10 protein-coding genes are annotated in these 12724 nt (G+C 62.4%); 2 read left to right on the top strand and 8 right to left on the bottom strand.

Features of this window, described 5'->3' with window-relative positions; translation table 11 throughout:
* Nucleotides 1–11: 11 nt before the first annotated feature.
* The 7 genes from uxuA to ACSQ3I_RS04580 form a co-directional block, all read right to left on the bottom strand.
* A complete protein-coding gene (gene uxuA, locus ACSQ3I_RS04610) occupies nucleotides 12–1229 on the bottom strand; it encodes a mannonate dehydratase (RefSeq protein WP_435996493.1) in 1218 nt (405 codons plus the stop codon).
* A 69-nt stretch (nucleotides 1230–1298) separates the two neighbouring features.
* Entirely contained in the window at nucleotides 1299–2150 is an 852-nt protein-coding gene (locus tag ACSQ3I_RS04605; protein ID WP_435996491.1) for an ABC transporter permease, read from the bottom strand.
* Between the two features lie 4 nt (nucleotides 2151–2154).
* Nucleotides 2155–3021: an ABC transporter permease gene (locus tag ACSQ3I_RS04600; protein ID WP_435996489.1), complete on the bottom strand. Its 867-nt coding sequence runs from the start codon at nucleotides 3019–3021 to the stop codon at nucleotides 2155–2157.
* On the bottom strand, nucleotides 3021–4088 hold the full coding sequence (locus ACSQ3I_RS04595) for an ABC transporter ATP-binding protein (protein ID WP_435996487.1): 1068 nt from the start codon (nucleotides 4086–4088) through the stop codon (nucleotides 3021–3023). Before ACSQ3I_RS04595 ends, ACSQ3I_RS04600 begins: the two co-directional genes overlap by 1 nt.
* A 76-nt stretch (nucleotides 4089–4164) precedes the next feature.
* A complete protein-coding gene (locus ACSQ3I_RS04590; protein WP_435996485.1) occupies nucleotides 4165–5241 on the bottom strand; it encodes an extracellular solute-binding protein in 1077 nt (358 codons plus the stop codon).
* Between the two features lie 211 nt (nucleotides 5242–5452).
* Nucleotides 5453–6748 (bottom strand): NAD(P)/FAD-dependent oxidoreductase, encoded by a 1296-nt coding sequence (locus ACSQ3I_RS04585; protein WP_435996483.1) that lies wholly within the window; start codon nucleotides 6746–6748, stop codon nucleotides 5453–5455.
* A gap of 88 nt (nucleotides 6749–6836) precedes the next feature.
* A complete protein-coding gene (locus ACSQ3I_RS04580; RefSeq protein WP_435996481.1) occupies nucleotides 6837–7943 on the bottom strand; it encodes a mandelate racemase/muconate lactonizing enzyme family protein in 1107 nt (368 codons plus the stop codon).
* A 132-nt stretch (nucleotides 7944–8075) separates the two neighbouring features.
* Here ACSQ3I_RS04580 and ACSQ3I_RS04575 point away from each other — a divergent pair, with 132 nt between their 5' ends.
* Complete coding sequence (locus ACSQ3I_RS04575) at nucleotides 8076–9569, top strand: PLP-dependent aminotransferase family protein (RefSeq protein ID WP_435996479.1); 1494 nt, start codon at nucleotides 8076–8078, stop codon at nucleotides 9567–9569.
* Nucleotides 9570–9575: 6 nt separating this feature from the next.
* Here the strand turns inward: ACSQ3I_RS04575 and ACSQ3I_RS04570 are convergent, their stop codons facing one another.
* On the bottom strand, nucleotides 9576–11216 hold the full coding sequence (locus ACSQ3I_RS04570; RefSeq protein ID WP_435996477.1) for a GMC family oxidoreductase: 1641 nt from the start codon (nucleotides 11214–11216) through the stop codon (nucleotides 9576–9578).
* 340 nt (nucleotides 11217–11556) lie between these two features.
* Here ACSQ3I_RS04570 and ACSQ3I_RS04565 point away from each other — a divergent pair, with 340 nt between their 5' ends.
* Nucleotides 11557–12720: an efflux RND transporter periplasmic adaptor subunit gene (locus ACSQ3I_RS04565; RefSeq protein WP_435996475.1), complete on the top strand. Its 1164-nt coding sequence runs from the start codon at nucleotides 11557–11559 to the stop codon at nucleotides 12718–12720.
* The last annotated feature ends 4 nt before the right edge of the window (nucleotides 12721–12724 follow it).

The raw sequence follows: 12724 nt of genomic DNA, 5'->3' as shown, positions 1-12724 counted from the left end.
TTTTGCGCCTGTCAGCGGGGCAGTCCCTCCACGGGATGGTCGAGTGCGGTCATGATGCCGCGCAGTTCCGCTAGCCCTTTCAGCCGCCCGATCGAGGGATAGCCGGGCTGCGTCTTGCGCTTGTGGTCGTCGAGGATGTCCTGGCCGTGGTCGGGGCGCATCGGGATCGAGATGTCCGCGCGGCCGGCAGCCTTGCGTTTTCGCTCCTGCCGCAACACGGCGGCGATGAGTGCCACCAGGTCCGTGCCGCCGCCGAGGTGTTCGGCTTCGTAAAAGCTGCCCATGACGGCATCGCTCTCGCGCCGGACATTGCGCAGGTGGAGAAAATGCACCCGGTCGCCGAGCCGGTCCATCATCCCGGGCAGGTCGTTGTCCGGCCGCGACCCCAGCGAACCGGAGCAGAGCGTTATGCCGTTGGCTGGTATGTCCACCGCCTCCATGACGGTCCTGTAGTCTGCTTCCGTCGACATCACCCGCGGCAGGCCGAGCAGCGGGAACGGCGGATCGTCCGGATGGCAGCACAGGCGGATGCCGAGATCCTGCGCCACCGGCGCCACTTCCGAGAGGAAATCAATGAGATGCGCCCGGAGCGTTTCGCCGGACATGCCGGCATATTCGCCCAGATGGCGCCGCACGTCCTCGAGCGTAAAATGCTCGGCGGCACCCGGCAGGCCGAAGACCGCATTGCGGGCCAGTTCGCTGCGGCGCGCATCCGACATGGCGGCAAAGCGGCGGCCTGCCGCCTCGACCACATCGGCGGGAAAACCCTCCGCCGCGCCGGGGCGCGCCAGGATGTGAATGTCGAAAGCGGCAAAATCGATGAGGTCGAAGCGCATGCAGGTGGCGCCGTTCGCCAGCCGGTGGGCGAGATCGGTGCGCGTCCAGTCGAGCACCGGCATGACATTGTAGCAGACGACCTCGATGCCGGCGGCGGCGAGATTGGCGAGCGACTGCTTGTAGGCGGCGATATGCGCCTTCCAGTCACCCTTCTGCTTCTTGATGTCTTCCGACATCGGCAGGCTTTCGACGACCTCCCATTTCAAGCCCGAAGGGCTGCCATCCGTCATGCGGGCGATCTCCGCCTGCCGTTTGGCAATCTCCTCCGGGCTCCAGACCGCCCCGGTGCGGACATGGTGAAGGGCGGACACGACACCCTCCACACCCGTTTGCATCATGTCATCGACCGAAACCAGGTCCTTCGGCCCGAACCAGCGCCACGTCTGCCGCATGTTTTCCTCCCCTGCGATTTGCCATCGATATCAGACTAGCATGCGGATCGGTGAGTGCGAGGGGTTCTGTCAGGCCGCGGATCTTTCCCGTTGGACCAGGACGCTCAGAAGGGCCAGAAAGCCGGAGCCGAGCATCAGCACGACCGAGACAGCGTTGAGCACCGGCGTCGAACCGACCTTCACCATGCGGTCATACATAGTGACCGTCAAAGGCGCATCGGAGCCGACCAGCATCAGCGTCGTGTTGAAATTCTCGAAGGACACGAGGAAGGCAACGACGAAGGCGGAAAACAGCGCGGGAGAAAGATAGGGAAGCGTGATCGTCCTCAGCACGCGCACCCCGCTGGCGCCGAGATTGTAGGCCGCCTCTTCCACCGAGACGTCGAATTTCTGCAGGCGTGCGGCGATCACCAGCGTGGTGATCGTCGTCATGAAGGAAAACTGGCCGAGCACGACGAGCGGAATGCCTGGTCGTAGCCAGGTGAGGAAGAGGCCCAATTGCTCGTCGGCGAAATTGGCGATCATCGAGGCGAAGACGAGGATCGAAATGCCGAGAATGACGCCGGGAATGACCAGCGGCACGACCATCAGAATATAAAGGACCGCCTTGAACGGGAATTCCTTGTGCACGAAGAGAAACGCATTGCAGGTGCCGGCAACAACCGACAGCGCGGCGACGATCAGGCCAATATAGACGGAATTGCCGAGACCGCGCAGCAGCCGCTCGTCGTGGAACAGGCCGAGCTTTGGTTCGGTCGGCGAGAAGAACCAGTCGAGGGTGAAACCCTGCCAGGGCAGCGCCGGGAAGAGCGAGTCGTTGAAGGCAAAGGCTCCGGCGGCGACCAGCGGCGCCACCAAATACAGAAAGAAGATCAGCACATAAGCGCGGTAGATCCAGAGGAGATGGGCCGGGGTCCGCATCGGTTCACTCCTTGGCAACGGTGGTGGCCAGGCTCTGGCCGGTTAGCCGCAGGCCCGCCCAGACGACGAGGGAGGTGAAGCCCAGAAGCAGCACGCCGAACGTCACCCCTGCCTCCCAGTTATAGCGCGTGATGAACTGGCTGTAGATCTGCTCGGTGAACCAGCTGGAATTCTTGCCGCCGAGCAGGATCGGCGTCAGGTAGCTGCCGGCGGCCAGCATGAAGGTGATGATGCATCCCGAGACGATCCCCGGCATGGCGTAGGGCACGACGATGCGGCGAAACACGGTGAAGCGCGAGCCGCCGAGATTGTAGCCCGCCTCCAGCATGGCATCGTCCATTCCCTGCAGGGTGGAGACCAGCGGCACGATCATGAACAGGATGACCGTATAGACCAGACCCATGACCACGGTGATGTCGTTGTAAAGCATCTCGACCGGCTGGGCGATCAATCCCATGCTGACCAGTGCCTTCGATATCACGCCGGTCTCGCGCAAAAGCACGATCCAGCCGTAGGCGCGCACGAGATCGCTGACCCAGAGCGGAATGAGGCACATCAGGAACAGGGCGGCGCGGCTGCGCTGCCGGGCCATCTTGGCGATGTAGTAGGCCACGGGAAAACCCATGACCAATGCCAGCACCGTGACCAGGATGGAAATCCATGCCGTGCGCAGCAGGGTGTTCCGGTAGATCGGCTCGCCGAAGAAGGCCGCGTAGTTGGCAAAGCCATATTCGTACTGGTTGAAGCCGACCTTTTCGCGTAGCGACACGTAACCGATACCGATCTGCGGCAGCACGATCAGCAGGCCGATCCACAAAACGAAAGGCGTCATCAGCAGGATCAGCGACAGACGCCCCGCATCGCGGCCCATCACGCTTTCCCCCGCGCAAAGATGCGGGCACGATCCGGCTGCCATGACAAGGCCACCGCATCGCCCTGGCTGACGGTGGCTGCCAGCGGATCGGCGATCTCGATCAACTGACCGGTCCCCATCCGCACGAGGATACGCGAGTTGGCACCGTTGAAGAGCAGGCTATCGACGGTGCCGCCGAGCATAGCCTCGCCCGCCCCCGCCGCGATCTTCAACGCCTCCGGCCGCAGGAACACATCGACGGCATCGCCGGCGCGGCTCACATCCGCCAGGCGGCCGATGACCCGGCCGCCGGCGTCGAGATCGACGGCGGCTTCCTGGCCGCGGATCTCGGCAAGCCGGCCCGGCAGGCGGTTCGAATCGCCGACAAAACCCGCCACGAAACCGGAGACCGGCGCGTCGTAAAGCTCACGCGGGCTGCCGATCTGCTCGAAGCGCCCGGCATTCATCACCGCGACGGCGTCCGACATCACCAGCGCTTCCGACTGGTCATGGGTGATGTAGAGAAAAGTCGTCTCGAACTGGTGCTGGAGTTGTTTCAGCTCGATCTTCATATGCTCGCGCAGCTTGAGGTCCAGCGCACCAAGCGGTTCGTCGAGCAACAGCACGTCGGGTTCGAGCACCATGCAGCGCGCAATGGCGATACGCTGCTTCTGGCCGCCCGAAAGCTGGCTGATCTGCTTATTTTCCACACCAGGCAGGCCGACGCGATCAAGCACGCGGGCCACCTTGCGCGGAATATCGGCCTTGGCATCACCGCGGCAACGCAGGCCGTAGGCGATGTTTTCGCCGACGTTCATCATCGGGAAAAGCGCCAGGTGCTGGAAGACCATCTTCACCGCCCGCTTGTTGGGCGCGACCTTCACCACACTCTGACCCTTGATCCGGATGTCGCCGGAGGTGGGGGTCTCGAAGCCGGCAATCATCCGCATCAGCGTGGTCTTGCCGCAGCCGGACGGGCCGAGAATGGAGAAGAAGGAACCGGAAGGAATGTCAAGGGAGACATCCGATACGGCGGTGAACATGCCGAACTTCTTGGTTACGCTGGCACAGCTCAGGTCATACATCGCGCTCAATCCATTTGCGGGACGGGCCGGGACGACAGGCGCCCCGGCCACTCTGTATCTACGGCTTCGGCGCGGCTTAGTTCGACGCTGCCTTGATCCGTTCGAGAGCGATGCCTTCCATGTCCTCGATCCCCGGAGGAATGTTGGCGAAGAACTTCAGGTTGTCGAGGTCGGCCGGCGAGAACGCGGCCTTGACGGCTTCCTTCTTGTCGTCGGGAAGAAGATCGATGGCGTTCGGGACAGCCGCAAGCGCGCCGGTCGAGGCCGACATGTCCTTGATGTTTTCCGGCTGGAGAACGAAATTGATCCATTTGTAGGCGGCATCATCCGCCTCACCGCCGCGCGGAATGGCGAAGGTATCGATCCAGGCAAGCGCACCGGTTTCCGGCGGCACGAAAACGATATCCTTGTTCTGCGAGTAGAGTTTGAACGCGGTGGAATCCCAGGTCTCGGACATGATGACTTCGCCGGACAGCATCAGCGCCGACAGGTCGTCGCCGCCGGTCCAGTAGGTCTTGAGGTTGTCCTTGCAGGCGATCAGCTTTTCCGTGACCTTGTCGAGCATGTCCTTGTAGGCCGCCGTATCGGCGTAGAGATCGAAGGGGTTCATGCCCATGGAGAAGGCAGTGCCGAGCAAGATCGTGCGGCGAAGGCGCATCGATGTACGGCCCTTGTATTTGGCATCGCAGAGATCGGCCCAGCTCTTGGCGTCGGGGGCTTCCTTCTTGTTGACCATGATGCCCGACGTGCCCCACTGATGCGGCACGGCATAAACCTGGCCTTCGATCGTGGTGTTCTGCTTCACGCCCTCGACGAGATTGGGCGACATCTGGTCCATCTTGATCTTCGAGAGATCGAGCGGCTTGTAGATCTTGTATTCGAGCTGCGCCGCATAGATGCGGTCATGGCTCGGCTGCGCCAGGTCGTATCCGGTGCCGCCGGTCGCACGCAGCTTGGCAATCATTTCTTCGTTGTTCGAAAAGGTGACCTCGACCTTGATGCCCGGGTTTTCAGCCTCGAACTTCTTGATGAGCGCTTCCGGCGCATAGCTGCCCCAGGTCAGAAGCCGCAGCGTTTCCGCATGCGCGGTCGGTGCGGCGGCGATGAATAGGAGCGCGGTTGCGCCCAGCAGTCTGTTTCCCAGTGTTCCCATTGCTCTCTCCTCTTTGCTGACAATCGTTGTTTATTTTCGTCGTTGTCATTTCTTGGCAGGCCGACGTGTGGACCCGCGAACGCTTATCGCGCCTATTCGACAGGCGCATGTCACGGCTGCCATTGACGCACTGGAAACTCAAACTGGCCATCATGGAATATCCATTCTTTCCATTGTTAAGGGCCAGTCTGACGCAGCATTTCCCCGCCGCTCAAATCCCCAATCGATCCCTCAGGCGGTACACATGCACGGCCGGCGCCAAAAACCAGGGCTTGCCGAAGTAGTAGGAGCGTGAGGGAAACGACGTCTCGCCGTAACCGGTCCGTCCTTCCGCCTTGCCGAGAATGGTCTGCCCGACGCGCATGCCAAGATAACCGGCCATGCCGACACCGGAGCCGCAATAACCCATGGCGTAGTGGATGCCATCCTGCTCGCCGGTGTGGGCAAGCGTATCGAACGTATAACCGACATAACCCATCCACGAATGGGTGACCCTGTATCCGGACAACTGCGGGAAGAGACGCAACATTTCCTGGTGGAGCAAGGGCCCGCTTTTGCGTGGATCGGTCTCGCCCATGCTCACCCTTCCCCCGAACAGGATGCGACGCCGGTCGGGAGAGGCGCGGAAATAATAGAGCACGCGCCGCGTATCCGAGACGACCCGATCCCTAGGGATCAGTTTGTCGACCAGCGCCTCGGGCAACTCCTCGGTGGCGACGATGTAGCTGCCGATCGGGATGATACGCCGGCGATGCCACTGCGAAAGCGGGCCGGTGTAACCGTTCGTGGCAAGAACGACGTTTCGTGCCGCGACGCGTCCGCGAACTGTCTCGACGGAAAACCCGTCTCCCGATCGGGTGATGGCCGTGACCTTGCAAGAGGATGCAATCTCGGCGCCTGCCTGGCGCGCCAACCTGACCAGCCCGGCATGGTAGCGCCCAGGATCGAGCGAGGCGTGTTTCTCCAGAATGATCCCGCCGTGGTAGATGTCGCTGCCGAGTTCGGATCTCTGCTCGGCGCGCGGAACGACATGCGCAGGCACCTCCAGACCTTTCGGCTGGTTTCGGATCGAGGCCGCCAAGGTCTCGAAGGATTTGCTGTTGTGGGCAACGTGGAAGCGGCCGACGACCCGGAAATCACAGTCGATGCCTTCGCTTCGAATAAAATCTTCGGTCCACGACAACGACCGCCGGCCATCCTCGAAGATCCGCCGCGCGACCGCTTCGCCATGGGCTTTCGCAAGACTATCGAAACTAGGCTTCACGGAGGTGCTGATCTGGCCGCCATTGCGCGTGGAGCAGCCGAAACCGACCTGCCCGGCATCGCAGACGAGAACCTTGCGCCCGCCGCGGGCCAACACGATTGCCGCATGCAGCCCGGTGTAACCCGATCCGACGACCAGCACGTCAGCCGTTGCCGGTAGTTCATCAAGAACGGATGTCTCTGGCGGCGAGCGCTCCCACCAGTAGGATGTCATCCGGGCATCGGCTGTAAAAACGGTCTCCATGCGTTACCTTCCATTCCCTTGCGTCACATTCGTCACGCAGGAATAGGCACCACCGGCGGCGAAGTCGCAATCGGTTTGCGTATCCATTTCAATCGTTTTCGCTGATTTGATATGTGGATTTCGCCAGCCATTCCGGGTCGATCTCGATCCCCCATCCCGGCGCGTCGCTGACCGTGGCCTTGCCATCGACGATGACATAGGGGTCGTTGCGGAACAGGCCGTATTGCCAGGGATAATAATCGGCGCCCTCGATCGAGAATTCGAGGTAATCGCCGGCATTGGGGATGGCGCGGAGGATATGCATGGTGAACAGCGTCACCAACGACAGGTTGGCGCAATGCGGCGTCACCGGCAGTCCTGCCGCTGCAGCCATCTTCGCCACGCGCATGGTCCGGCTGATGCCGCCGAGATAGAGGACGTCCGGCTGGACGATATCGACGGCCCGCATCTCGATCATGCGGCGCCATATCGTCAGGTCGCAATCCTGTTCGCCGCCGGTGACGGCGATGTCGAGCGCATCGGCCACCTGCTTGGTCTGCTCCAGTTCCCAGTAAGGGCACGGCTCCTCGTAATGGACCATGCCATGGTCTTCCATCATCCGCCCGACCTCGATGGCCTTTTCCGGCGAATAACACGAGTTGGCATCGGCCAGCAGGGCGGCCTCCGACCCGAGCGCCTTCGCCACGGCCGGAATGATCTCCTCGGTGCGTCCCGGCCACTCGTCCTTGTTGCGTCCGACTTCCGCACCGACGCGGAACTTGAAGGCATCAAAACCGTATTGCTGGCGCAACCGCTTGAAACGTTCCACTTCATCACCCGGCGTGATGTCCCGCTTCATCGACGAGGCATAGGCGCGCAGCGGTCCCGGCGTTCCGCCGAGCAGGGAAACGACCGGCTTGCCCGCCTGCTTTCCCAAAAGGTCCCAGATGGCGGTATCGAGGCCGCCGATGGCGCGGCGCAGGTAGGAACCCGGGAACTTGTGTTCGCGTTCGGTGATCAGGTCGAGATGATCGTCGAGATCGACGATTTCGACACCGAGGGTCCAGGGCGCGACCTGGCGATGCAGGACCTGGGCCGAGATGTCGGAGTTATAGTTGGACAGCTGTCCCCAGCCCGTCGCCCCGGTCTCGTCGGTTATGCGCACGAAGCCGACATACCGTGTCGAAAACGTCTCGATCGACTTCAGCTTTATCATCCGACACTCCGTCCGTCCCATTGGCAATGCTGCTCGTGGCCCCACATTGGGCTGAAACTGGCCTTTGACTAAGGTCCATTTTGGATTAGTTTTCATGCCAATAAAGCCACAAAGGCACCTGGGGGGACGGAAATGGTGAAATATGCCGGAGGGGCGCTGATTCCCCCGATCCGGATCGACAAGGACGATCCGGGCTCGTTGACGGCCCAATTGGCGGGCGGCTTGCGCGAACTGATCTTGTCCGGGCGGCTGACACCCGGAGAGAGGTTGCCCTCGAGCCGGACGCTGGCGAAGGACCAGGGCGTTTCGCGGACGACCGCCGTGACGGTCTACGAGCAGCTGATGGCCGAGGAACTGATCTATTCCCGCGTCGGTGCCGGCGCCTATGTCAGCGAGACGCTGCATTCGGAACGCCCGATCCAGCCGCAGGCGGTGCTTGAAGGTGCCGACGCCGCCCCGCCCCGGCTGGCGCGATTGAGTGCCGAGGCATCCGAGCATTATTTCCCACGCCTCTCCCACCCGCAGGTGCCGCGTCCCTTCGTCACCGGCATGCCGGCCAACGACGAGTTTCCGATGGCGCTCTGGGCGCGGCTGTCGGCGCAATACTGGCGGCAATCGCGCCACATGGTGCTCGCTTACCCCGATCCCGTCGGCCTATACGAATTACGCCGGGCGATATTGAACCATCTCAAGGCCAATCGCGGCGTGGTCTGCGATATCGACGACATCTTCATTTTCAACGGCGCGCAGGATGCCTTCAACCGGATCGGCCAGATGCTGCTCAATCCGGGCGACAATGTCTGGTTCGAAAATCCTGGGCCGATCGGCGCCCGCAACAGCCTCGTCTCCAGCGGCGCGAGCCTGGTGCCGGTGCCGGTGGACGACCAGGGGATAGATGTCGCCGCAGGGTTGAAGCTCTGCCCGGAATTCCGGATGGCCTTCGTCACCCCGGCGCGCCAGCATCCGCTGGGCGTGACCATGTCGCTCGGCCGGAGGCTGGAACTTCTGCATGCCGCGGGACGCTGCGGCGCATGGATCATCGAGGACGATTATGACGGCGAATTCTATTATTCGGGCCATCCGGCGCCGACGCTGAAAAGCGTCGATACCGCCGGGCGTGTGATCTATGTCGGCACCTTCTCCAAGGTCATGTTCGCAGCCTTGCGGTTGGGTTATGTGGTCGCGCCGCCGGAAGTCGCCAAGATGTTTCGCCGGGTGGCCGGCGCGACGATGCAGGGTGCGCCCTCCAGCCTGCAATCGATCATGGCGAGCTTCATGGAACAGGGCCACTTCAACGCCCACCTGCGGCGGATGCGGCGCGTCTATAACGAGCGGCAGGCGGCACTGCTCGATGCTGCCGCCAGACATCTTGACGGGCTGCTCGACGTGCAGCCGACCACCACCGGCTTCCAGACGGTCGGCCGCCTGCCCGACGATCTCGACGAAAACGAAGTCACGGCCCGCGCGCTCGAACGGGGGATCATCGTCTCCCCGCTCAGCCGTTTCTCGCTGGCACCCGCGCAGAAAGGATTGATCCTCGGCTTCAGCGCTGTGCCCTCAAGGGCAACGACCGCGGCTGTGCAGGAACTTGCCGATCTGTTGCGCGGGATGCGCCGAAAGCGATAATGCCTGTCAGCGTCTATCCGCTTGGGATCGCCGCCAGTCTTCGAGGATGAAATCCGACCCCCGCTCCCCGACCATGATCGATGGCGCATTGATGTTGCCGGAGGGGATGAGCGGAAAGATCGAGGCATCGACGACGCGCAGGCCCTCTATGCCATGAACCTTCAGGCGCGGATCAACGACCGATAGGCTCGGATCCGGCCCCATGCCGCAGGTACCGCAGGCGTGGAAAACCGATCCGCTTCGGGCGCGGATATCCGCCGCCATCTCGCTGTCGCTCTCGATGGCTGGTCCCGGCACGATTTCCCGCTTGATCTGGCCCGCCATCGGCTCGGCAATCTTGCGGAGAATGCGGGCGCCTTCCACCAGTTCCTCCAGATCGCTTTCGTCGGAGAGATAGTTCGGCCGGATCAGCGGCGGAGCGAAGGGGTCGGCGGAGCCGAGTTCGATCGTGCCGCGGCTCTTCGGATGGCAGTTGGAAATTCCCAGCATGAAGCCGGAGAAGAAATCGGTGCGCATCAGCGCCCGCTTGCCGGGAATGGCCCGCGTGTAGCTCAAAGGCGAAAAATAAAGCTGGATGTTGGGGCGTGGCCGATCGGGCCGACTGCGCACGAAACCACCGGCCTGGTTGACACTCAGCGAAAGCGGCCCTTTGCGGGTCAACACATATTGCAGGCCGACGCCCAGCCTTCCCCACCACGGCCTCAGCACGTCGTTCAGCGTCGGACGGGTGGCTTCATAGATGTAGTCGAAGCCGAGATGATCCTGGAGGTTGCGGCCAACCATCGGCGCGTGAAGAACGGGAGTGATACCGAGGGCGGAAAGTTTTTCGGCATCGCCGATGCCGGAAAGCATCATGATCTGCGGCGAGTTGACGGCACCCGCCGACAGGACCACCTCGCGGGACGCCCGCACCGTGGTCTTCACGCCGTCCCTCACATATTCGAGGCCGGTCACACGCTTCGATTCGATCAAGAGCCGTGTGACATGCGCCTTCGTCCGCACCTCCAGATTGGCACGGCGGCGGACGGGATGCAGGTAGGCGTCCGCCGATGAACAGCGCAGCCCCTTGCGCGTCGTCACCTGGTAGATGCTGGCGCCCTCTTGCGTCTCGCCATTATAATCCTTGTTGACGGGTATTCCGGCGGCAGCGGCGGCTTTCAGATAGTCATTGGCGAGCGGATGAACGGAGCCGTCCATGCTGGTAATCGTCAGCGGCCCGCCGGTACCCCGCCAGGCATCGCCGCCTTGCACATTGTCTTCCATGCGCTTGTAGACCGGAAGCACGTCCGCAGCCGACCATCCGGGATTGCCAAGTGCGGCCCATGCGTCGAAATCGGCGTGCTGGCCACGCACATAGACCATGGCATTGATGGAACTCGATCCACCGATCACCCGGCCGCGCGGCCAATAGGCCGGCCGGCCGCCTAGGCCGGCATCGGGTTCGGTCTGATAGCGCCAGTTGAGTTCTGGATGATAGAAGGTCTTGCCGTAGCCGATCGGCATGCGGATCCAGAAATTGAAATCGCTGCCGCCCGCTTCGAGAAGCAGCACGCGCACGGAAGGATCCGCGCTCAGGCGATTGGCAAGGACGCAGCCGGCAGAACCCGCCCCAACGATTACGACATCAAAAACCTGATCGGTCACCATGCACGGCCATCATTCTCGATAATATTACCAGCGAAAACGCTCGTACTCAGCTAAACGCTCCGCCCTTTTCATGTCCCGGTCCACTCCGGGCTTTATGCAATGCCATTTAGAGCCGGACAACTTCTGACGGCGCAGCTTTGGAAACGAGATTCCAATCTCCACTACCGAGACCTCCCCTACAAAGAATATTGACTCCGGCTCTCACGATTTTTTCACTTGCAAAACCATGGCGCACTGCAATATCGATATACATAACAGAATGTATGTATATTGGATCATGCTTGTGGAGACGTTTATGCGGGCGGGAAAACTGGGTGCTGCCATCATTTTAGGGTGCGGCATGGCGTTGTTGGCGGGGTGCCAGAAGGAAGAAGCCGCGGCACCCCCGGCGATGCCGCCCGCCGAAGTCGGTATCGTGCTGGTCGCAGAAGAAGCGCTGCCGATCGTCAACGAATTGCCTGGACGTATTGCCCCAACACGCCTTGCGGAAGTTCGCCCGCGCGTGTCCGGCATCCTTGTCGAGCGCGTTTTCGAGCAGGGTTCGCTGGTCAAGGAAGGCGACGTGCTTTACCGCATCGATCCCGCCCCGTTCAAAGTCCGCGTCGATAGCGCGCAGGCGCTGCTGCGCAAGGCAGAAGCCTCCCGCATGCAAGCGCGCCAGACGGCCGACCGCCAGGAACGCCTGCGCAAGTCGAACGTCGCCTCGCAGCAGGAAATCGACAATGCCGTCGCCCTGCTCGCCCAGGCGGATGCCGACGTCGCGGCCGCGCAGGCCTCTCTGGCGGAAGCCCAGCTCAATCTGCAATATGCCGAGGTCCGGGCGCCGATCAGCGGCCGCATCGGCCGGGCGCTGATCACCGAGGGTGCACTCGTGAACGCCAACGGCACCGAAAACCTGGCGACGATCCAGCAGCTCGATCCGATCTATGCCGACTTCACCCAGCCCGCCGCCGATCTCATCCGCTTGCGCAAAGCCTTGCAGGACGGCCAGCTGATGACCGGCAAGAACGAAGCGGCGGTGCAGCTCGTTCTCGACGACGGCACCAGATACGGCAAGCCCGGCCGGCTTTTGTTTTCCGAAGCCGCCGTCGATGCGACGACGGGCCAGGTGACGCTCCGCGGCGAGTTCCCCAATCCCGACGACGACCTGCTTCCCGGCATGTACGTGAGGGTCCAGATCGAGCAGGGCGTGCAAAAATCCGCCCTGGCCGTGCCGCAGCAATCCGTCCAGCGCGATGCCGGCGGTCAGGCGAGTGTCCTGATCGTCAATGCGGAAAACATGGTGGAGCAGCGCACTGTCGTCGTCGGCCGCATCATCGGTGACCGTTACGTTATCACCCAGGGCATCAAGGCCGGCGACCGCGTCGTGGCGGAAGGGTTCCAGAAGACCGCGCCGGGCGCCATCGTCAAGCCGGAACCGTGGAGTGCCACGCCGGCGGCCGAACCGGCAGGCGACGATGCGAAGACGAAATCCGCGGAACAGGCCGCGGCGGCGAGCGAATAAGGAT

Origin of the sequence: Rhizobium sp. LjRoot30 (genome assembly GCF_964253915.1) — a bacterium.
Classification (GTDB): domain Bacteria; phylum Pseudomonadota; class Alphaproteobacteria; order Rhizobiales; family Rhizobiaceae; genus Metarhizobium.
The sequence above is the reverse complement of the archived record's forward strand: the minus strand, read 5'-3'. Positions and strand labels throughout refer to the sequence as shown.